Consider the following 20502-nt stretch of genomic DNA (forward strand, 5'->3'; position numbering starts at 1 on the left):
CACTTAGGTGGCTTCCCTGATCTGCTCCGCATCGGCCATGGCGAAAAACGCGCCCGCGGAGGCAATGCCGAACATCGCAGTACCATCGACCATCCGCTCCTCGCCCATGTCAACCAGATCGTAATAGATCGCCCGCGTCACCTTGGCCCACAGGTCGCTGCGGACATGCAGATAGGGCGTCAGTCCGCCGTCCTCTGCCATCTCGAATCGCAACCCGTGTATGCTGTCACACGCCACCCAATCGTCCACATTGGTGCGAAACTTCAGCACTGTCCCGCGCGCATCCTGCTCCTTGAGCATCTCGACGGCCAGAAATGGGGCATCGTCGACGGTAATGCCGACCTTCTCCACGGGGGTCACGAGAAAGTGCTTGCCGTCCTCGCGCTTCAGAATGGTCGAGAACAGCCGCACCAATGCCGGCCGGCCGATCGGCGTACCCAAATAGAACCACGTACCATCGCCAGCGATTCGCATGTCGAGATCGCCGCAGAACGGCGGATTCCACAAATGCACCGGCGGCAGGCCCTTGCCAGCTTTACCGTTGGCCGCCGCATCCTTCGCCGCAGTGGTCAGGCCATCCAGCCCCTGATTTGCGATCTGCCCTTGCTTCGCCATTGTTTGCCCTGACTTTACCACTGCCATTTGGCACGTTTGGTGCAAGTCTTGAACCTCAAGCCTTAAGTCTTGAACCTCAAGTCTTGAAACGTGCGGTGTCGCATTCAAACTCGCCACAACGTGATGCCGTTCATACCCGCATCCCGATATTGTGGGGATAGTTTAATTCAACAAATACATGGCCTTCGCTTAAGTTTAGCATCAGGTCCATGGAATACTAAGATGGCGTGACGACAAATGCGGCGGCGTATTTCAGGCGCCGTTCACCCGAAGGAGCAATGGATGGCTGGCGCTGACAGTGTCGAAAAACTCGAAGACGTGATTGTCCGCTCCGCGGAACAGGTGGCCGGCCAGATGCGCGCCGCCAAGGATGCAATCTCCACTGTCATCTTCGGCCAGGAACGCGTCGTCGAAAACACGCTGGTCACCATTCTCTCTGGCGGTCATGCGCTGCTGATCGGCGTTCCCGGTCTCGCCAAGACCAAGCTGGTGGAAACGCTAGGCACCACGCTCGGCCTCGACGCCAAGCGCATCCAGTTCACGCCCGACCTGATGCCTTCCGACATTTTGGGCGCCGAAGTGCTGGACGAGAGCGTCGCCGGCAAGCGCTCGTTCCGCTTCATCTCAGGACCTGTGTTCGCCCAGCTCCTGATGGCTGACGAAATCAACCGCGCCTCGCCGCGCACGCAGTCGGCATTGCTGCAGGCGATGCAGGAACAGCACATCACGGTGGCCGGTGCGCGGCATGATCTCCCGAAGCCATTCCACGTGCTGGCGACGCAGAACCCGCTGGAACAGGAAGGCACCTATCCGCTGCCGGAAGCGCAGCTCGATCGCTTCCTGATGGAGATCGACGTCGATTATCCCGATCGCGATGCCGAGCGCCGCATCCTGTTCGAAACCACCGGCGCCGAAGAAACCATCGCCAAGGCTGCCGTAACTGCCGACACTCTGATCACGGCACAGCGCCTGGTGCGCCGCCTGCCGGTCGGCGACAGCGTGGTCGAGGCGATCCTCACGCTGGTGCGTTCGGCACGTCCCGGACCGGACGCCGGCGATGCCAGCAAGCTGATCGCTTGGGGCCCCGGCCCGCGCGCCTCGCAGTCGCTCATGCTGGCGGTGCGCGCGCGCGCATTGCTCGATGGCCGTCTCGCGCCGTCGATCGATGACGTGCTCGATCTCGCCGAGCCGATCCTGAAGCATCGTATGGCGCTGACCTTCTCTGCGCGTGCCGAAGGTCGCACGGTCCCCGACGTCATCCGTCAGATCAAGACACGGATCGGTTAATGGCCGCAGTGCCGGATCACGCCACGCAGGAGATCATCGCAGTCCGCCGCGCCGATGGCGAAAGCCGTTCGCTGGCAGCGTCACTGCCACGCCTCGTGCTGGAAGCACGGCGCATCGCCGCAACGGTGATCCATGGCCTGCATGGCCGGCGCCGCGCCGGTCATGGCGAGAGCTTCTGGCAATATCGTCGCTTTGTCTCGGGCGAGCCGTCGCAGAATGTCGACTGGCGTCGCTCGGCGCGCGACGATCATTTGTATGTCCGCGAGCAGGAATGGGAAGCAGCGCACACCGTCTGGCTGTGGCCGGACCGTTCCCTGTCGATGGCTTTTGCATCGAAAGGCGCACGCGACAGCAAGCTCGAACGCGCGCTGATCGTCACCTTCGCGCTGGCTGAATTGCTGGTAGCTGGCGGTGAACGTGTCGGCGTGCCCGGCCTGATGAATCCGACCTCCAGCCGCAGCGTCATCGACAAGATGGCGCAGGCGATGCTGCACGACACGACCAACCGCGCCAGCCTGCCTCCCTCGTTTGTGCCGTCTGCGCTGGCCGAGATCGTGGTGCTGGGCGATTTCTGGTCGCCAATGCCGGAGATCAAGGAAATGCTGGCGGGACTTTCTTCATCTGGCGCGCATGGCGCGCTGGTGCAGGTCGTCGATCCCGCCGAAGAGAGCTTCCCTTATTCAGGCCGCGTCGAATTCGTCGAGCCGGAAAGCGGCGATGTCATCACCGCCGGTCGCGCGCAGACCTGGGCCGAAGATTACGTGGCGCGCGTCACCGCGCATCGCGAGGAGATCCGTGCCGAGACCGCGAAGCTCGGCTGGCTGTTCTCCACGCACACCACCAGCCGCTCGGCGGCCGAGCTGCTGCTGTTCCTGCATGGCGGCATGATGGTCAACAAATCTGCCGGGGGCGGCAGTATGGTCAAGGCGGGACGTTCAGCATGATCGGTGGCTTCCCGCTCGCCTTCGCCAACCCGCTTCTGCTGCTCGGCCTGATCAGTCTTCCCGTGTTGTGGTGGCTGCTGCGCGTGATGCCGCCACGCCCGCAGCGCATCGCGTTCCCGCCGACGCGGCTGCTGTTCGACATCACGCCGAAGGAAGAAACCCCGTCGCGCTCGCCCTGGTGGCTGACACTGCTGCGCCTGCTGGCTGCGGCGCTCGTCATCTTTGCCACGGCCGGTCCGATCTGGAATCCGCAAACAGGCATCGCTGGCAGCAATGCACCACTGACGATCCTGCTCGATGATGGCTGGAGCGCTGCAGCAAGCTGGGATGCGCGCGTCAGAGCGGCGGATGAGCTGATTGCCAATGCCGACAGCAACCGCCGCGGCGTTGCCCTCGTTCCTTTGTCCGAGCCGAACCGCGACATCACGCTGCTGCCCGGCGGTACCGCCCGCGTCGCGCTGCGCCAGCTCTCACCGAAACCTTACGCGATCGACCGTGTCGATACGCTGCCGGCGCTGGAGCGCTTCCTGAAAGCCACCGGCGACAGCGAGATCGTCTGGCTCTCGGATGGCGTCGACACTGGCCGCGGTGCGGACTTCACGCAGGGCCTTGCGAAGACCATCGGCGACCGCACGCTGACCATCTATGATGGTGGCGCCACGCCGGCCCATGCGCTGGTGGCAGCAGAAAATGCTGCGGCCAAGATGACCGTGAAGGTGCTGCGCGCCAATAGCGGCGGCCCCGACGGTGGCGTGGTGCGCGGCCTCGACCAGAAGGGATCGCCGGTCGGCGAAGCCAGGTTCCTGTTCACGCCGAACGATCGCGAGACCGAAGCCTCATTCGACCTTCCGGTCGAACTGCGCAACGACATCGCGCGGCTGGAAATAGCCGGCGAGCGTTCTGCGGGCGCCGTGCAATTGCTGGACAAGCGCTGGCGCCGCCGCGCCATCGGCATCGTGTCGGGCGCGACCAACGATACCGCGCAGCCGTTGCTGGCCTCGACCTTCTATCTGACCCGCGCGCTGGCGCCCTTCGCCGATGTCCGCCTCGGCGATCGCGGCGCACCGCAGCAGGCGATCACGCAGTTCCTTGATCAGAAACTGCCGATGATCGTGCTGGCCGATGTCGGCACGCTGTCACCGGAGATTCGCGAGCGTCTCAATGCCTGGATCAATGCGGGCGGCGTGCTGGTGCGTTTTGCCGGGCCTCGTCTGGCGCAAGGCGACGACGATCTGGTGCCGGTGAAACTGCGCCGCGGCGACCGCAGCCTCGGCGGCAGCCTGACCTGGGAGAAGCCGCAGCATCTGGCGTCCTTCGCCGCGGATGGCCCCTTTGCCGGACTGCCGGTCCCAAAAGACATCACTGTGAACCGTCAGGTGCTCGCTGAACCGAATGCAGCTTTGGCCTCGAAGAGCTGGGCTTCTCTGGTCGACGGCACGCCACTGGTCACCGGCGAGCGCCGTGGCAAGGGCCTCGTCACCCTGTTCCATGTCAGCGCCGATATGCGCTGGTCGGACCTGCCATTGTCTGGCACCTTCGTGGAAATGTTGCGCAGGGTTGTCGATATCAGCGGTTACACATCCACGCCCGGTGCAGGTGTCGCCGGCGAAGCCGGTGCGGAAACCGTTGCGCCACTGCGCACGCTTGATGGTTTCGGCGCTTTCACCCCGCCGCCATCGACTGCCAAGCCGCTCGCTGCCGACTATCGCGACCGCGCCACGCTCGATCACCCACCGGGCTTCTATGGCCCTGCCGACGGTCCGCTTGCGGTGAATGCACTGGCATCGGCCGATCGCATTGGGCCGATCGATTTCTCAGGCCTGAAGGCCAACCGCGCCAGCTACACCAATGCCGAACCGCGCGACCTCCGCGGCATCCTGCTCTCGACGGCACTGGCGCTGTTTCTGGTCGACGCGATCATCGTCGCGCTGCTGGGCGGCGCCATCGCCGCGATGTTCCGTCGCCGCGCTGTATCTACTGCACTCGCCGTTGCTCTGGCGCTGACGACTGTGATGGGCACGCCCATGCCATCGCGTGCCGATCCGGCCAGCGACGATTTCGCCGTCAAGTCGGTGTCCCAGACGCGCCTGGCCTATGTCGTCACGGGGAATGCAGACGTCGATTCCATCGTCAAATCCGGTATGGCCGGCCTCACGCTGTTTCTCGCGCAGCGCACCGCACTGGAAGCTGGCGAGCCCGTCGGCGTCGATCCGGCGCGTGATGAGCTGTCGTTCTTCCCGCTGATCTACTGGCCGATCATTCCTGGCGCGGCCAAGCCGCCGCAGGAAGCCATCAACCGCATCGACGCCTATATGAAGCAGGGCGGCACGGTGCTGTTCGATACCCGCGATGCTGTCGAAGCGCCACCCGGACCGAATGGCGAGTCGCAAACGCCGGGCATGCTGACGCTGCGCAACATCCTCTCATCGCTCGACGTACCCGAACTCGAGCCGGTGCCGCGCGAGCATGTGCTCACCAAGACCTTCTATCTGCTGCGCGACTTCCCCGGCCGTTTCAATTCCGGACCGACCTGGGTCGAAACGCTGCCGCGCGACGATGGCGACGACGCCGCTTCGCGTCCGGCCCGCGGCGGTGACGGCGTGTCGCCGATCATCATCACATCGAACGACCTCGCCGGTGCATGGGCGATGCGGCCGGACGGCCAGCCGATGCTGCCGCTGACGCCCGGCGAACCGCGGCAGCGTGAATTCGCATTCCGGGCCGGCGTCAACATTGTGATGTATACGCTGACCGGTAACTACAAGGCCGATCAGGTGCACGCGCCCGCGCTCATCGAACGTCTCGGACAATAGGAGCGCGACATGCAATACGGCATCGCGTTTACGCCTCTCGTTCCGACCATCGTGCTGTGGATCGGCCTCGCTGCCATCGTGGTGATATCAGCGCTGCTCTTGCTCGGCCGCGCGCGCGGCGCCGCCGTGCGTGTTGCCGCATTGACGCTGATCCTGCTGGCGCTGGCTAATCCGTCCTTCACGCGCGAGGAGCGCGAGCCGCTGACATCGGTCGCCGCCGTCGTCATCGACAAGAGCCCGAGCCAGAATTTCGGCGAACGCACCAAGGAAACCGAAGAAACGCAGAAGCAGCTCGTAGACCGGCTGAAGCAGGTCAAAGGCCTCGAAGTCCGTGTCGTCGAGGCTGGACAGGCTGATGGCGAAACCGATGGCACCAAACTGTTCGGCGCACTGTCCTCCGCTCTCTCCGACGTCCCGACCGACCGTGTGGCCGGCGCGTTCCTGATCACCGATGGCCGTGTCCACGACATCCCCGCCAATGTCGCGGGTCTCGGCTTCAATGCGCCGGTCCATGCGCTGATCACCGGCCGCAAGGACGAGCGTGACCGCCGTATCGCCATCACGGCTGCTCCCAGATTTGGCATCGTCGGCCAGTCGCAGCGCGTCACATTCCGCCTCGACGATCAGGGCGTCACCGGCGAACGCGCCCGCGTCGCCATTCGCCGCGACGGCGATACGCTGAGCGAGCGTACCGTGCTGTCGGGTCAGACTGTCAGCATCGATGTCGACATCAAACATGCCGGCCCGAACATCGTCGAGATCGAGGCTTCTCCGCTCGACAACGAACTCACGCTGGTCAACAACCGCGCCGTGGTCGCCATCGACGGCGTGCGCGACAAGCTCCGCGTGCTGCTGGTCTCCGGCGAGCCGCATTCCGGCGAACGCACCTGGCGCAATCTGCTGAAGTCCGATGCGTCGATCGATCTCGTGCATTTCACCATTCTGCGCCCGCCGGAGAAGCAGGACGGCACGCCGATCAACGAACTGTCGCTGATCGCCTTTCCGACCCGCGAGCTGTTCCAGCAGAAGATTCACGAATTCCAGCTGATCATCTTCGATCGCTATGCCCGCCAGGGCGTGCTGCCGATCGCCTATTTCGACAACATCGCGCGCTATGTCCGCGCCGGTGGCGCCGTGCTGGTGTCGGCTGGTCCCGATTACGCATCGAACACGTCGATCTGGCGCACGCCGCTGGATTCGGTGCTCCCCGCAGAGCCCGTCGGCGTCAGCGAGAAACCGTTCTATGCGCATCTCAGCGATATCGGCAAACGTCACCCGGTGACGCGCAGCCTCGAAGGCTCCAATTCCGAGCCACCGAAATGGAGCCGGTTCTTCCGCACCGTCGAGACCCGCAACATCACTACACCGCCGGTGATGACCGGCGCCGATGGCCAGCCGCTGCTGCTGTTGGCGCGCGCTGGCGAAGGTCGCGTCGCACTGCTGCTGTCGGATCACATCTGGCTGTGGGCACGCGGCTATGAAGGCGGCGGCCCGCATCTCGATCTGCTTCGCCGCACATCGCACTGGCTGATGAAGCAGCCGGATCTCGACGAGGAAGCGCTGAAGCTGCAGAGCCAGGGGAAGGACCTCGTCGTATTGCGCCAAACGATGGGCGATGCCGTGCAGCCCGTGACCGTGACCTCGCCGTCTGGCAAGACCCGCGAATTGACACTCAGTGCCGGTGAACCCGGCCTGTGGCGCGCAACCACGCCCGCCGATGAACTCGGCCTGTGGCAAGCCACCGACGGCACGCTGAAGGCGCTGATCAATGTCGGCCCGATCAATCCGAAGGAATTCTCCGAGGTCACGTCGACCACCGAGATGTTGAAGCCGCTGGCGCAGGCCTCGGGCGGCGATGCCCGCCGCATCAATGAGGGTTCGGGCATCGACCTGCCGCGCATCGTGCCAGTGCGTTCCTCGGCCGTGTTCCGTGGCGATGGCTGGATGGGCGTGCATATGCGCGACGCCAGCGTGGTCCGTGGCGTCGGCGTGCTGCCGGTGTTCGCCGGCCTGATCGGGCTGTTGCTGCTGCTCGGCGCCTTCGCTGCGACGTGGCTGCGGGAAAGTCGCTAGTACGGACCAACCGCGGCGCCAGTCATTGCGCCGCGAGATTCATCTCCCGCATCAGACGCCCCCATTTGGCGCTTTCCGAGCGGATATAGGCGGCGAAGGCTTCCGGCGTCATGGGTGCCGGCTGCGCTCCGATCGTCCGCAGTTTCTCGATCACGTCCGGGTCTCCCAGAGCCTTGACGAAGGCGGCATTCAAGCGCGTCACGATGTCACCAGGTGTCCCCGCGGGAGCAACAAGGCCGAACCAGCCCGTCGATTCAAACCCGGCAATACCTTGCTCATCAAGTGTGGGCACTTCGGGAAGGAACGGCACGCGCTTGGCACTGGTGACGCCGAGTGGTTTCAGTCGGCCGGCACGGATCAATTCCAGCGAACTGGGGATGTCCAACACCGCAAGCGGGATATGCCCGGCAAGGACATCGGTCACCGCAGGCCCTGTGCCCCGATAGGGAACAAGAGTCAGTTTGACATTCGCTGTTTGGAGAAACAGCGCAGCCGTCATGTGCATCACGGTGCCATTGCCGCCATATCCCACCGAAAGCTGGCCAGGCTTTGCGGCCGCAGCCGCTAGCGCCTCTTTCAGCTTGGTAAATGGGGCGTCAGGCGCTGCGACCAGCACAAACGGAATATCGGCCAGCAGCGTAATTGGCGTCAGATCCTTGATCGGATCGAAAGACGTCGCCGGGCTGATGTGAGGGTTGATGGTCAATGCGCCTGCCGGTGCAACACCGAGGGTGTAGCCGTCGGGCTTCGCCTGCGCCACGGCTTGCATACCGATATTGCCGCCCGCGCCGCCACGATTTTCGATGATGAACCCCTGCTTCAGGTCTGCAGCGATCACCGGCTCAAGCGCACGGATAAAGATGTCGGCACTGCCACCTGGCGGAAAGGTGACAACAATCTTGATGAGTTGCTCAGGATAGGCGGCCCATAGAGGCGTGGTCGTTCCGACCACGATCGAACTGGCCGCGCCCGCAAGCAACATCCTGCGGGTAGGAGCGAATACGGTCATGCTATTGCTCCCGAAACAGTGTGCGAAGCCCGGCTCTTGTGTGCGGCTCTGCCGGTGATGAGTTGAATCAACGCTTCGGGATCCGATGGAGCGAGACGGCCACGCCAGGCAATATGCTGATCCGGCCGCACCAGCAGCAGTGCTTCAGCGGGTTGTCCTGCATCGACCTCAGATATCGACAGATCGAGCACCGTCAGAGGAACTCCGTTGCGGCGCGCGGACTCTCTCAGCGCAGTCACGTCGCAAGTCGGATCGTAGCGCAAAAGCGTATAGCCGGGCCCCATCGCGTCGAAGATCGAACGGCCGTCGCTCAGCCAGACGTGCGGCATCCTGGCGCCCGGCACCGTCGAGGGTTCAAAATCGCCCATCGTATAGGCCGGCGGCGCCTCGCCATCATAGGCGATGACCGGTGACTGATCGTAGAAGTAACCGAAATTGAGCCCGGCGCAGCAGTATTGCTTCACGTTGAGATCGTAGGCGGCACGGCCGACCGCGGCACGCGCCGCTGCACCCGCTTCGCTGTCTTCCTCGATCACCGCTGGCACAGCGCCGCGCTGGCTGATGCTGGCAAGCGCATGCTCCATCGCGAACCGTGACACCTGATCGGTGATCGGCTGACGTTCGGCCGCATAGGCATCAAGCAGACCGGCATCCGCCCAGCCGTTAAGATGTGCCGCGAGCATCCAGCACAACGAAACCGCATCGGCGATACCGGCGTTCATTCCATAGCCTGCGTAAGGCATCCAGAGATGGGCGGCATCGCCGCAGATAAAGGCGCGACGGTCGCGGAAGCGATCGGCGACGAGACGGCGCCCAACCCAGTCTTCCTTGCTGACGACCTCGTAATTGAAATCAGGCCCGACACCCAGAATTGTGCGGATAGACCAGTCGCGATCGACGGAGTCGAATTCCGGCTCGTCCGGTTTGAGGTGATTGTGGATCAGCCACCGATCATGCCCGTCGATGGCAACGACAGTCCCGGTACGTCGCGGATTGAGCGCCAGCACCATCCAGGCCGGTGTGTGCGGCTGCATCAGGATTTTCAGATCCGGCGCATCGATGAGGGTCGACTGGACGCGCTGGATCACAGGCGTCCCGACGAAAGAGGCGCCGATCAACTTCCGCGTCAATGAGCGGCCGCCATCGCATCCGATGAGGAATTTGGCACGTATGGTGAAAGATCGGTCCTCATCAAGCCCGCGGGCCTCGACCGAGACACCTGACATATCCTGATCGAAATGCACCATCTCGGTGCGGGACAGAATGGTAATTTTGGGATTGGCTGCGGCATTCGCAAACAGCACCGGCTCCAGATAGATCTGGTTGATCCGGTGCGGCGGTTCGGGTGTCGGCCACCACGTGTCAGGTCCATCCGTTGCGGTGTAGCGCGTTGCACGCGACGGAATGACGATCCGACTGAGTTCCATGCCCGTTGCGGTGGTGCGATACGAACAATCGTTGGGGAAGTCAGGCGGCAGACCGGCGTCGCGGATCTGGGCCACGATGCCAAGCCGGCGAAACACCTCCATCGATCGCGCCGAAACATGATTGCATTTGACATTGGGCGGCTCGCCAGCGTGCCGCGTCTCGAGCACGATCACATCTATCCCTCTGGATGCGAGGTCCAGAGCAGCGGTGAGGCCCACGGGCCCTGCGCCGATAACAACGACGGATGTCTCATAGTCTTGCATGGCTGGCTCCCTCGACCGCGTCTGCGCGCGTTACGTTGAAGCTAGCTGCAACTCTTGATAAGAGAAGTCGCTTTTCCAGTATTGGTTGATAAGATTACCTGATGAATATCACCCTTCGCCAACTGGAAGCATTGGTCGCGGTCAGCCGCACAGGCTCGATGACGCGCGCAGCCCAGGAGCTTCACATCACCCAGGCCGCGGTCAGCCTGCTGCTCCGCCAACTTGAATTGCAGCTGGGCCTGCCAATGTTCGATCGCACGACACGGTCGTGTATACCGACCGCAGCCGGACGCGATGCGGTACGAGCTGCAGAGCGCATGTTGGGCGACGCGCTCAGCCTCACGCGTCAGATGCGCAGCCTGTCGGAAGCCCGAAGCGGCACAGTCGTCTTCGTCGCATCGGCCGGTGCCGCCTCCGCGCTCATGCCGTCAGTACTCGCGACATTCCGCACCGCATATCCCGACGTTGATGTCATCATGCGCGACGTCGCGTCCGATCAGCTTGTCAGCGCGCTGCTGGCGTCGGATGCTGAATTCGCCATCGGCAGCGTGGATGGCCCGGTGCCCGAGGTCACGCTGACGCCTCTGGTGAGAGGACGTCTCAGCGCCATCGGCTGGCCAGGTTGCCCGATCGCAGCGATGCAAACGCTATCGTGGGATGAACTTGCTGATCTACCGACCATCGCGATGCGCCGCGACACGCTGATCCGTGCACAGATCGACCGACGGCTGGGTCGCGATGGCAAGGTGCTCATCCCGACCCATGAAGTGTCGCTCATCAACACGGCGCTTTCGATGACGGCGAAGGGCATCGGTTATGCGATCTTGCCCTCCTATATGATGCCAACCGACCAATATCCGGGGCTGATCGCTTTCCAGCTCGTACGACCCGCGATTACGCGGCAATTGTCCTGGATTCAGCAAACCGGCCGCAGCCTGTCGCCCGCAGCGCTGCAATTTCAGAAGACCACCGCGCGCGTCCTGGCCAGCGCACACGCAACGGCCATTGCAAGGCGCGCGACGGCGTAACGCGCAATTTGGGTGTCTCTCGTCGTTCCCCCTGATTGCTCCATCAGCGCGTCGACGCGAAGCGTTGCCGTAATCCCACAGCCCGCCCGGTTTCTGTGTCGGGACATGACTGGCCGTTGACACCCGGGCGCCCGCCGCGCGATGTTACATTATAACATCGGTACTGGCAGACCTCTCTGCCGGCCGATGCGGGGCAGCCTGTCGGCATGAAGTGGTTTCGCGCGAATATCAGACATGGGGCAAAGCTGGCGCTGTTCGCGCTGGCGGTGCAACTCGTTCTGTCGTTCGGCCACGTCCATGGCGGAACCGTCCACGCGGCACCTCTCGACTCCGCCATCGCGGTTTCAGTCGACGAAGCTGCGCAGACGCCGGCCGCTCCCGAGACTGACCACCACCATCGCGCCGCCGATCCCTGCGCCATCTGCGCCGTCATGGCGATGGCCAGCACGGCGCTGTTTACCGCACCACCGGTCCTGCTGTTGCCGCAGGCCGCCATCTTGCTGCAGCGGATCACCGAGGCCGAGTTCGAGCATCTCGACGCCATCAGCGGTGCATCGCAGCCGCGCGGCCCTCCTGCATCCTGACATCACCTTTGACGATCGCTGCCGCGAATTCCTCGCGCGCAGTGAAACCGAAGTGAGATTCGCATCACCGCGAGTCCCGGCCCGAGCGCAATGACCGCGCAGCCGGTGAAGTCAGGACAAATCCATGTCGATTCAATTCAAGTGCACCCTCCTGCTCGGCACGTCCGCCGTGGTGGGACTGAGCTGCCTCCCACAATCCGTGCTGGCGCAGACGCAACTTCCCGCCGTGGAAGTCACCGCGCCGAGCCCGATCGTGCGCCGCAAACCGGTGCCGGCACGCGCGACGCATACGCATGTCACGCGCCCCGCGCCAAACCGCAACGCTGCCCCGGTGCCCGTTGAAGCGGAGCCTGTTATACAAGCCCAGCAGGGCGAACTCCCGATCGTCACCGATCAGTTCGCCACTGTCACGGTGGTGCCGAATGACGAGATCCGCCGTTCCGGCGCATCGACACTCGGCGATCTTCTTGCCAACAAACCCGGCATCACCGGTTCCGGCTTCGCGCCGGGCGCCTCGAGCCGGCCAATCATCAGGGGTCTCGACGTCAATCGCGTCGGCATCGTCGAGAACGGCATCGGCAGCAATGGCGCATCAGACCTCGGCGAAGATCACTTCGTGCCGGTGGATCCGTTTGCTGCCAACCAGATCGAGGTAATCCGCGGCCCGGCGACGCTGCGTTATGGCTCACAATCGATCGGCGGCGTGGTCAGCGCCAGCAACAATCGCATTCCCGATGCGCTGCCGAACTGCGCCGTTGCAACGCCGTTCCAAAGCTACGGCCTGCCGGCGAAAGCGCCGGCTGCCGGTCTCGCCGCACCCGGCTGCATGAATGCGGAGGTCCGCACCTCATTCAGTTCGGTGGATCGCGGTGTCGATGGCGGCATCCTGCTCGATGCCGGCGGCGGCAATGTCGCCGTCCATGCCGACGTCTACGGCCGCAAGGCCGGCGACTATAATGTCCCGAGCTATCCCTACGCCGAGCCCGGCCTCGCCTTCAACGGCAAACAGCCGAATTCGTCGAACCAATCGGCTGGTGCCTCGGTCGGCGGATCGTATTTCTTCGACGGCGGCTATATCGGCGCGGCGATCACGCAGAACAACACGACCTATCGCATTCCGGGCGTCGAAGGCGCGCAGGTCGGTACCCGTATCGCCGGCCAGCAGACCAAGTTCACCGCTAAGGGCGAGTATCGCCCAGATGCGGCGGCCATCGAGGCGATCCGCTTCTGGGTTGGCGCAACGAACTACAAGCACAACGAAATCGGCCTTGCGGACGCGAGTGATCCGACCAGTGACGGCGTGCGCCAGACCTTCACCAACAAGGAACAGGAAGGGCGGCTCGAAGTGCAGATGATGCCCTTCAATGCACGCTTCGCCACGATCACCTCGGCCTTCGGCCTGCAGGTCAATCACCAGGAGCTGACCGCGCCGAGCCCAGACGATATCGGCAGCCCCCTCAACGGCTTGTGGGATCCGAACAAGAACACGAGAGTCGCGGGCTACAGCTTCAACGAGTTCAAGTTCACCGAAACCACGAAGGCGCAGATCGCCGGCCGTATCGAGCATGTCGAACTCTCGGGCACGACACCATCGTCGATCCCGAACGAATTCGATCTCAATGCCGATCCCGGTGCCATCGGTCCGTCCGTTGGACGCAACCTCACCTTCACGCCGAAGAGCGGCAGCATCGGCCTGATCCAGGATCTGCCCTGGTATGGACTCTCCGCCAGCATCACCGCGCAATATACCGAGCGCGCGCCAAAGCCCGCCGAACTGTTCTCGCGCGGCGGACACGATGCGACGGAAACCTTCGACATCGGCAATCCAAATCTCGGCATCGAGACGGCGAAGTCGGTCGAACTCGGCCTGCGCCGTGCCGCTGGCCCGTTCCGCTTCGAGCTCACCGGCTACTACACGCAGTATAACGGCTTCATCTATCGTCGCCTGACCGGTAACACGTGCGGAGATGGAGTCTGCCAGGCGGGGCTCGGCCTCGAACTGAACCAGGCGATCTATTCGCAGCGTGACGCCACGTTCCGCGGCGGCGAATTCCAGAGCCAACTCGACGTCGCGCAGATCTATGGCGGCACATGGGGCATCGAGACCCAGGCCGATATCGTGCGCGCAACCTTCAGCGACGGCACCAACGTGCCGCGGATTCCGCCGGTGCGTGCCGGCGGCGGTCTGTTCTGGCGCGATGCCAACTGGTTCGCGCGCGTGAACATGCTGCACGCCTTCGCGCAGAACGACATCGCTCCGATCGCCGAGACACCGACATCGGGCTACAATCTGCTGAAAGCGGAAGTGAGCTACAAGACGCTGCTCGATCCGCGCATCTACGGCGCCAAGGAAATGACCCTCGGCGTGGTCGGCAACAACCTCTTGAACGAGAACATCCGTAATGCGGTGTCCTATAACAAGGATAATGTGCTGCAGCCCGGGCTCAATGTGCGGGCGTTTGCGAGCGTGAAGTTCTGATTGATACTCGTCGTTCCGGGGCGTGCGTTCAGCGCAGCTGAATGCGCGAACCCGGAACCTCGTGCGGCTCCAGCGCACCACCATGTCGAGCTTCCGGGTTCAGGCCGATCCGCTTAGCGGCTCGACCTGCCCCGGAATGACAGTTTGTGGCTACGGCTTCGCTGCGTCCCAGTCCGGCCTGACAGCGCCCGCGAGCCCATCCGCCGCGCCTTCCACCAGCTCCAGCACCAGCAGCCGGTTCTGATCGACCGGGCCCGGCATGGTGACCTTGCCCTTCGGGATCGCCTTGAAACCGACCCGGCTATAATAGGGCTCATCACCCACCAGCACGATGAGCTTGTGGCCCTTCTTGCGGGCATCCTCGATCGCGCGATCCATGAGCTTGCGGCCGACACCGCGACTGCGGAATGGCGGCTCGACGGTCAGCGGCCCGAGCAGCAGCGCCGGCGTATCGCCCACACAGATCGGCAATTGCCGGACGGAGCCGACCAGCAGCGTGCCGATCCGTGCCGTAAACGACAGATCGAGCAGATGGCTGACATGTTCGCGCAGCCGATAGGCTGACAGCACGTAACGACCCGGACCGAAGGTACGGGCATGCAGCCGTTCGATGATCTGGGCGTCGTTGGCGGTTTCCGCCAGGATGGTCAGAGAAAGGTCATTCATGTCGGGAGGCGAGATAGCATCTGGCGGGCGCGCGGTCTATTGCCCGGCACGCAGGGTTATCCCCGCCAGGTGGCGCTGATCGGCTTGCCCGCGAAAACCTCGGCCAGCCGCTGCCTCGTGCCCTCCGTGGTGTCGTGGGGCAAGGCGTCCAGGGCAAAGAAACCGGTCTCGGCGATCTCGCGATTGGGCTCAGGCAGCCGGTCCTGCCGGAACTGCCTGACCACATAGACCGCGACGTGATCGCGGATCGAGACGTGGCTATTGAGGAAGACGCCGTGCAGAACCGGCTCACCGGTGAGTTCAATACGGCCTTCTTCCCGCAGCTCCATCTCCAGCGCCTCGCGAAAGGTCTGGCCGACCTCGACGCCCCCGCCAGGCAGATACCAGCCGGTCACATAAGTGTGCCGGACCAGAAACACACGGTTATCCGCATCGAGCACCACGGCACGGACGCCCAAGGTCATCCCGCGCGCGACGCGGAAATAGAGATGCACGAATTTGCGCAGGGTTGGCTCCAGCCGCTGCCGCAACGTCGGTGAGGTCATCGCGGCAAATTCCTGGCTGGCGACACGGTGGGTCCTTGCGTCATATGCCCCACCTTGCCAAAACATGCAGGGGTTTCACAGGCATGAGGGCGCATTGAGCGGGCTTGTTCACATACGCACAGGGGCGGATCGCTTCTCATGACCGCATTCACCCTGGCGCATCTGTCCGATCCGCATGTTCCGCCGATGCCGGAGCCGCACTGGCGCGAGCTTATGGGACAGCGCGTGCTCGGCTATCTGAACTGGCGGCGCAACCGGCATTTGATCCACCGCCGCGACATGCTCGATGTCATAGTCAGCGACATGCAGGCGCAACAGCCGGACCATATCGCGGTGACCGGCGACCTCGTCAATCTCGCGCTCGCTACCGAATTTCCGCGCGCACGGCGCTGGATCGAAAGTGTCGGGACACCGGATCATGTCTCGCTGGTCCCCGGCAATCACGACGCCTATGTGCGCGGCGCGCCGGAACGTTTCGCCGAAACCTTCGGCGACTACGTGCGCAGCGACGGCACCGCGGACACGCGCTTCCCGTTTCTGCGCATCCGCGGACCGCTGGCACTGATCGGCGTGTCGTCGAGTGTGCCCACCGCCCCGTTCATGGCGACAGGCTCGCTCGGCGAAGGACAGCTTAGGGCGCTCAACGTTATGCTTGGCGGTCTCGCCGACGCGCATCTATTTCGCGTGCTGCTGATCCATCATCCGCTGCGCTCGAAGCAAAGGCACAAGAGCCTGACGGATTCCGATGCGCTGCAAGTTCTGCTGAAGCGCCACGGCGTCGAACTGATCCTGCACGGCCACGACCATATTCATTCAACCATGTGGTTCGACGGCCCGCAGCGGCGCATTCCTGCTGTCGGAGTGCCGTCGGCGTCAGCGGTTGCACACGGCCACAAGCCTGCAGCCGCCTACAATCTGTTCGCCATCGAACGTGACGGCGAGCGCTGGCGCTGCGAACAGACGGTGCGGGGCTTCGGAGGCAGCAACATGGTGCATGAGCTGACGCGAACGATGCTGGTGTAGCTGCATGACTTTTCGTGTTGGTCATTCCGGAGCGCCTTTACGCCCCCCCGGAATGACAGAGAAACCTAATGTCCGCGTACCGACACGAATAGCGCCAGCGCGAACAGACCGATCACACCGACAATCATTCCGAGCAGAAACGGCCAGAACCGGCTGTGCGGCCTCTTCGCCGCCGTCGTGACCTGCGGCGCCGGCATGGTCACCAGCGCATGTTCTCGCTCGATCATGCGGCGTGCGATATAGTCGGTGACGGCCTTCACGATGGTCGGAACGTCATGCGCCTCCGCCAGCACCACGCGGCCATGGCGGGTGTCCTGCACGAAGCGATACATGCGCTTGTCGCGGCCCATGGCGACATGGGCGACCATGTCGATCCACAGCCGCGGCGTGTCGCCCTGGCTGATGCCGCGGTCGAACATCTCCACGCCGGGAGGGATTTCAGCGAACAGCGAATCGAGCGCCTCGTTGAGAATCTCCAGCCGCGCCACTTCGGCATCACGCAGCTCGACGACGACACCGGTGCGATCGGCCGCCTCGATGCGGGCTTGACGCAGGGCGTCGCGCAGCCGCATCGGCCTGGCTTCCTCGACAGGCTTCGTCCCGTTACTCGCCACGCTGGACCTCTTTCTGACTGCCTGAGCGCTGCCATTCACCGGCAGTAACCTATCAGTAACCACGAGTGCCGGAAAGGCCGTTTGTTTCCAGAGACTTGGCCGCTGAACACACCAGCGGCCCCACCCGGTTGCCCGGATGAGGCCGCTGATATCCTTGGACGTCTTCTTATGGGCAAACCAGCGACAGGCTTGAGGCGATCCGGCGGCACTGGCGCCGCTCGGAATCTCAGCCTCAGGCGACCCGTCGGTCTTAAGCGACCTGGCGGCTCGGCTCTTCGACGATGGAGAAGCGGACGCCGGCACGATGGCGATTCTCTTCCGACACGGTCTTCCAGGCTTCTTCGGCCTCTTTGCGCGTCTTGAACGGGCCCTGCACCTGGGCCGAACCTTCAACCAGCTTGTGGAAGTTCATCGAACCGAACTCGCCGCCGATGACCCAGAAATTGCTACCGTGTGACATGTCGTGCTCCTGTATATTTCAAATCGACATTCGTGACATGCGATGCATTCACCGTGTGAAGAGATAACGCGATATCAGCCAAAACCACCAGATACCTTGTATTTGAATGGTGATGCAATGTAACATCACGACTTGTAATAAATGTCACTTTGTAAATTTTGTCATAACTGACGACTACAGGGTGGCGGCTCGAAATCGGGATTGGCACAAATGGCGGGCGAGTCTGGCAAGAAACTGTTTGTGGGGCCGCGGTTCCGGCGGATCCGGCAGCAACAGGGCCTGTCGCAGACCCAGATGGCCGAGGGGCTCGGCATTTCGCCGAGCTATATCAACCTGATCGAGCGCAACCAGCGGCCGGTCACCGCGCAATTGCTGCTGCGCCTCGCCGAGACCTATGACCTCGATCTCCGCGATCTCGCGACTGCCGATGAAGACCGCTTCTTTGCCGAGCTGAACGAGATCTTTTCCGATCCGCTGTTTCGCCAGATTGATTTGCCGAAACAGGAATTGCGCGATCTCGCGGAACTCTGTCCCGGCGTCACGCATGCGCTGCAGCGGCTCTATGCGGCCTATACCGAAGCGCGGCGCGGCGAGACCATGGTCGCGGCGCAGATGGCAGATCGCCATGAAGGCGCACAGTTCGAGGCCAATCCGATCGAGCGCGTGCGCGATCTGATCGAGGCCAACCGCAACTACTTTCCCGAACTCGAGGCGGCAGCCGAGGGCCTGCGCGACGAGATCAACGTGCCGTCGCAGGATTTGTTTGCAGCGCTCAGTACGCGGCTGCGCGAAAAGTATTCGATCGTCACCCGCATCATGCCGGTGGACGTGATGCGCGAGACGCTCAGACGTTTCGATCGGCATCGTCGACAATTGCTGATCTCGGAAATGGTCGACGCACCGGGCCGCACCTTTCAGGTCGCGTTCCAGATCGGCCTCGTGGAGTGCTCGTCAAATTTCGAGACCATCATCGGCCGCGCCGGGCCGCTCGACGACACAACGCGGCGACTCTATCGCATCACGCTGGCCAACTATTTCGCCGCAGCGGCGCTGATGCCCTATGCGGCGTTCCATGCTGCGGCGGAAGCGCTGAATTACGATGTGCAGGTGCTCGGCCAGCGCTTCAATGTCGGCTTCGAGCAGATCTGTCATCGTCTTACCACGCTGCAACGGCCGAATGCACGCGGCGTTCCGTTCTTCATGCTGCGCGTCGACAATGCGGGCAACGTCTCGAAACGCTTCTCGTCAGGCACATTCCCGTTCTCGAAATTCGGTGGCACCTGCCCGCTGTGGAATGTGCACTCCACCTTCGACACGCCGGACCGTCTGCTGAGCCAGGTGATCGAACTGCCAGATGGAGGCCGCTACTTCTCCATCGCGCAGACGCTGCGCAGGCCCGCTGCACCACACCCGCAGCCGCAACCGCGTTTCGCCATCGGCCTCGGCTGCGAGATCCGCCACGCCGGCAAGCTGGTCTATTCGGCGGGGCTCGATCTGGAGAAGACCGAAGGCACCCCCATCGGCGTCAACTGTCGCCTCTGCGAGCGCGAAAACTGCAGCCAGCGGGCGGAGCCGCCGATCACGCGCAGCCTGATCCTGGACGAGAATACGCGACGGGTATCGAGCTTTGCGTTTAGTAATGCGCGGGAGTTATGAGGCGAGGCCTGGGCATCAACAAAAGCCATGCTATACAAACCACATGGGATTTGGCGTTTTCATTCATCGTACGGATTCAATCTACGACGACAGCCCGTCCGAGCGATATCAATTTCCCAGCCAATATCTCAGTCGCGCGCAGAATTTCGAGGGTGATTGGATCGTCTACCTTGAGCCCCGAAAGGTCAAAGCCACACGCGGATACTATGCAATATCCAAAGTGCAGCAAATTGTCCCTGATCCCTCGACCGCAGGAATGTATTTGGCGTTGATCGAGCCGTCGAGCTACCTTGAATTTGCGACACCCGTTCCGTTTTCAGACGCCGATGGCGTGATTGAACATGGAGTTCTCAACGAGCAGGGGCGGATTTCAGGCAGGGCGCAAGCAGCGGTGCGTCCTGTAAGCCCAAGCGACTTCGAGCGCATTATTAGACGGGGTCTCGAAGAAGCGCCTCAGATCCTGCCGAGAATGGACGACATTCCGGTCGATGCCCAGCTTCAGGAGCAGCAAACTCCTTTCCAATTCGAAGAGACTCGCGAGCGCCTGAATTTTTTGACTTCGAGGATCGTACGCGACCGAACCTTTCGCCGTATTATCCTGGATGCTTACGATCGACGCTGCGCGGTCACTGGCCTGCGATTGATCAATGGCGGCGGCCGGGCCGAAGTTGATGCGGCACATATCCGTCCGGTCGAAGCGAACGGCCCTGACATCATTAACAATGGGATCGCCCTTTCAGGCACAGCTCACTGGATGTTCGATCGTGGATTGATCAGCCTGTCTGACGAACTGCAAATTCTGATCTCTCGTCAGGTAAACGACCTTGAGAGCGTCCGCGCTCTTATCAACAAGAATGGTCACGCGCTTCCACCTTTACGAACTTTTCAGCGTCCACATCCGCGGTTCTTGAGCTGGCATCGTGAAAATCGCTTCAAACAATAATCGCTATAAGACGTGGATGCTGGCATTAGCCGGGCATGGCGACGGGGAGGGCAATTCATGCAGCGAATGACG

General features: G+C 62.8%; 17 protein-coding genes. 10 read left to right on the top strand and 7 right to left on the bottom strand.

Annotation, left to right across the window (positions count from 1 at the left end; all coding sequences use genetic code 11):
- Window positions 1–3 precede the first annotated feature (3 nt).
- On the bottom strand, window positions 4–615 hold the full coding sequence (locus AB8A27_RS02865) for a DUF1285 domain-containing protein (RefSeq protein WP_441240592.1): 612 nt from the start codon (window positions 613–615) through the stop codon (window positions 4–6).
- A gap of 282 nt (window positions 616–897) precedes the next feature.
- On the opposite strand from AB8A27_RS02865, the gene AB8A27_RS02870 reads away from it, so the two are divergent.
- From AB8A27_RS02870 to AB8A27_RS02885, 4 genes are read left to right on the top strand one after another with little or no spacing between them, the layout of a single operon-like run.
- Complete coding sequence (locus tag AB8A27_RS02870; protein ID WP_115031250.1) at window positions 898–1902, top strand: AAA family ATPase; 1005 nt, start codon at window positions 898–900, stop codon at window positions 1900–1902.
- Window positions 1902–2846, top strand: coding sequence for a DUF58 domain-containing protein (locus AB8A27_RS02875; protein WP_441240593.1), 945 nt, complete (start codon window positions 1902–1904; stop codon window positions 2844–2846). Before AB8A27_RS02870 ends, AB8A27_RS02875 begins: the two co-directional genes overlap by 1 nt.
- The gene (locus AB8A27_RS02880) at window positions 2846–5659 is read left to right on the top strand and encodes a DUF4159 domain-containing protein (RefSeq protein WP_441244813.1); all 2814 of its coding nucleotides are present in this window, start codon (window positions 2846–2848) and stop codon (window positions 5657–5659) included. Before AB8A27_RS02875 ends, AB8A27_RS02880 begins: the two co-directional genes overlap by 1 nt.
- Before the next feature lie 9 nt (window positions 5660–5668).
- Window positions 5669–7732 carry a hypothetical protein gene (locus AB8A27_RS02885; RefSeq protein ID WP_441240594.1) on the top strand — a complete coding sequence of 688 codons (2064 nt, stop codon included), beginning with the start codon at window positions 5669–5671 and terminating at the stop codon, window positions 7730–7732.
- A 22-nt stretch (window positions 7733–7754) separates the two neighbouring features.
- Here the strand turns inward: AB8A27_RS02885 and AB8A27_RS02890 are convergent, their stop codons facing one another.
- Complete coding sequence (locus AB8A27_RS02890) at window positions 7755–8741, bottom strand: Bug family tripartite tricarboxylate transporter substrate binding protein (RefSeq protein ID WP_441240595.1); 987 nt, start codon at window positions 8739–8741, stop codon at window positions 7755–7757.
- Window positions 8738–10432 (bottom strand): FAD-dependent oxidoreductase, encoded by a 1695-nt coding sequence (locus AB8A27_RS02895; RefSeq protein ID WP_441240596.1) that lies wholly within the window; start codon window positions 10430–10432, stop codon window positions 8738–8740. Before AB8A27_RS02895 ends, AB8A27_RS02890 begins: the two co-directional genes overlap by 4 nt.
- A 101-nt stretch (window positions 10433–10533) precedes the next feature.
- On the opposite strand from AB8A27_RS02895, the gene AB8A27_RS02900 reads away from it, so the two are divergent.
- The 3 genes from AB8A27_RS02900 to AB8A27_RS02910 all read left to right on the top strand — a co-directional run bounded on the left by AB8A27_RS02900 (window position 10534) and on the right by AB8A27_RS02910 (window position 14523).
- The gene (locus tag AB8A27_RS02900) at window positions 10534–11460 is read left to right on the top strand and encodes a LysR family transcriptional regulator (RefSeq protein ID WP_441240597.1); all 927 of its coding nucleotides are present in this window, start codon (window positions 10534–10536) and stop codon (window positions 11458–11460) included.
- A gap of 206 nt (window positions 11461–11666) precedes the next feature.
- Entirely contained in the window at window positions 11667–12044 is a 378-nt protein-coding gene (locus tag AB8A27_RS02905; RefSeq protein WP_441240598.1) for a DUF2946 family protein, read from the top strand.
- Between the two features lie 124 nt (window positions 12045–12168).
- On the top strand, window positions 12169–14523 hold the full coding sequence (locus AB8A27_RS02910) for a TonB-dependent receptor (protein ID WP_441240599.1): 2355 nt from the start codon (window positions 12169–12171) through the stop codon (window positions 14521–14523).
- A 150-nt stretch (window positions 14524–14673) separates the two neighbouring features.
- Here the strand turns inward: AB8A27_RS02910 and AB8A27_RS02915 are convergent, their stop codons facing one another.
- Both AB8A27_RS02915 and AB8A27_RS02920 read right to left on the bottom strand, forming a co-directional pair.
- The gene (locus AB8A27_RS02915) at window positions 14674–15189 is read right to left on the bottom strand and encodes a GNAT family N-acetyltransferase (RefSeq protein ID WP_441240600.1); all 516 of its coding nucleotides are present in this window, start codon (window positions 15187–15189) and stop codon (window positions 14674–14676) included.
- A gap of 56 nt (window positions 15190–15245) precedes the next feature.
- On the bottom strand, window positions 15246–15734 hold the full coding sequence (locus AB8A27_RS02920; protein ID WP_441240601.1) for an NUDIX domain-containing protein: 489 nt from the start codon (window positions 15732–15734) through the stop codon (window positions 15246–15248).
- A gap of 138 nt (window positions 15735–15872) precedes the next feature.
- Between AB8A27_RS02920 and AB8A27_RS02925 the strand changes: the two genes are divergently transcribed.
- On the top strand, window positions 15873–16757 hold the full coding sequence (locus AB8A27_RS02925) for a metallophosphoesterase family protein (RefSeq protein WP_441240602.1): 885 nt from the start codon (window positions 15873–15875) through the stop codon (window positions 16755–16757).
- A 65-nt stretch (window positions 16758–16822) separates the two neighbouring features.
- On the opposite strand, the gene AB8A27_RS02930 is transcribed toward AB8A27_RS02925, so the two are convergent.
- Window positions 16823–17329, bottom strand: a complete 507-nt coding sequence (locus AB8A27_RS02930) for a hypothetical protein (RefSeq protein ID WP_092141727.1) — start codon at window positions 17327–17329, stop codon at window positions 16823–16825.
- A 292-nt stretch (window positions 17330–17621) separates the two neighbouring features.
- Window positions 17622–17831 (bottom strand): DUF4170 domain-containing protein, encoded by a 210-nt coding sequence (locus AB8A27_RS02935; protein WP_115031262.1) that lies wholly within the window; start codon window positions 17829–17831, stop codon window positions 17622–17624.
- Between the two features lie 210 nt (window positions 17832–18041).
- On the opposite strand from AB8A27_RS02935, the gene AB8A27_RS02940 reads away from it, so the two are divergent.
- Entirely contained in the window at window positions 18042–19487 is a 1446-nt protein-coding gene (locus AB8A27_RS02940) for a helix-turn-helix domain-containing protein (protein WP_441240603.1), read from the top strand.
- 43 nt (window positions 19488–19530) lie between these two features.
- The gene (locus tag AB8A27_RS02945) at window positions 19531–20430 is read left to right on the top strand and encodes an HNH endonuclease (protein WP_441240604.1); all 900 of its coding nucleotides are present in this window, start codon (window positions 19531–19533) and stop codon (window positions 20428–20430) included.
- The last annotated feature ends 72 nt before the right edge of the window (window positions 20431–20502 follow it).

Origin of the sequence: Tardiphaga sp. 768_D3_N2_1 (genome assembly GCF_052076105.1) — a bacterium.
Taxonomy (GTDB): domain Bacteria; phylum Pseudomonadota; class Alphaproteobacteria; order Rhizobiales; family Xanthobacteraceae; genus Tardiphaga.

What these genes read in the sequence shown, in the direction of transcription:
- AB8A27_RS02920 (WP_441240601.1), bottom strand. Translation starts at nt 15,734, where the DNA reads ATGACCTCACCGACGTTGCGGCAGCGGCTGGAGCCAACCCTGCGCAAA.
- AB8A27_RS02925 (WP_441240602.1), top strand. Translation starts at nt 15,873, where the DNA reads ATGACCGCATTCACCCTGGCGCATCTGTCCGATCCGCATGTTCCGCCG.
- AB8A27_RS02865 (WP_441240592.1), bottom strand. Translation starts at nt 615, where the DNA reads ATGGCGAAGCAAGGGCAGATCGCAAATCAGGGGCTGGATGGCCTGACC.
- AB8A27_RS02885 (WP_441240594.1), top strand. Translation starts at nt 5,669, where the DNA reads ATGCAATACGGCATCGCGTTTACGCCTCTCGTTCCGACCATCGTGCTG.
- AB8A27_RS02905 (WP_441240598.1), top strand. Translation starts at nt 11,667, where the DNA reads ATGAAGTGGTTTCGCGCGAATATCAGACATGGGGCAAAGCTGGCGCTG.
- AB8A27_RS02940 (WP_441240603.1), top strand. Translation starts at nt 18,042, where the DNA reads ATGGCGGGCGAGTCTGGCAAGAAACTGTTTGTGGGGCCGCGGTTCCGG.
- AB8A27_RS02930 (WP_092141727.1), bottom strand. Translation starts at nt 17,329, where the DNA reads ATGCGGCTGCGCGACGCCCTGCGTCAAGCCCGCATCGAGGCGGCCGAT.
- AB8A27_RS02935 (WP_115031262.1), bottom strand. Translation starts at nt 17,831, where the DNA reads ATGTCACACGGTAGCAATTTCTGGGTCATCGGCGGCGAGTTCGGTTCG.
- AB8A27_RS02945 (WP_441240604.1), top strand. Translation starts at nt 19,531, where the DNA reads ATGGGATTTGGCGTTTTCATTCATCGTACGGATTCAATCTACGACGAC.
- AB8A27_RS02915 (WP_441240600.1), bottom strand. Translation starts at nt 15,189, where the DNA reads ATGAATGACCTTTCTCTGACCATCCTGGCGGAAACCGCCAACGACGCC.
- AB8A27_RS02875 (WP_441240593.1), top strand. Translation starts at nt 1,902, where the DNA reads ATGGCCGCAGTGCCGGATCACGCCACGCAGGAGATCATCGCAGTCCGC.
- AB8A27_RS02890 (WP_441240595.1), bottom strand. Translation starts at nt 8,741, where the DNA reads ATGACCGTATTCGCTCCTACCCGCAGGATGTTGCTTGCGGGCGCGGCC.
- AB8A27_RS02900 (WP_441240597.1), top strand. Translation starts at nt 10,534, where the DNA reads ATGAATATCACCCTTCGCCAACTGGAAGCATTGGTCGCGGTCAGCCGC.
- AB8A27_RS02895 (WP_441240596.1), bottom strand. Translation starts at nt 10,432, where the DNA reads ATGCAAGACTATGAGACATCCGTCGTTGTTATCGGCGCAGGGCCCGTG.
- AB8A27_RS02910 (WP_441240599.1), top strand. Translation starts at nt 12,169, where the DNA reads ATGTCGATTCAATTCAAGTGCACCCTCCTGCTCGGCACGTCCGCCGTG.
- AB8A27_RS02870 (WP_115031250.1), top strand. Translation starts at nt 898, where the DNA reads ATGGCTGGCGCTGACAGTGTCGAAAAACTCGAAGACGTGATTGTCCGC.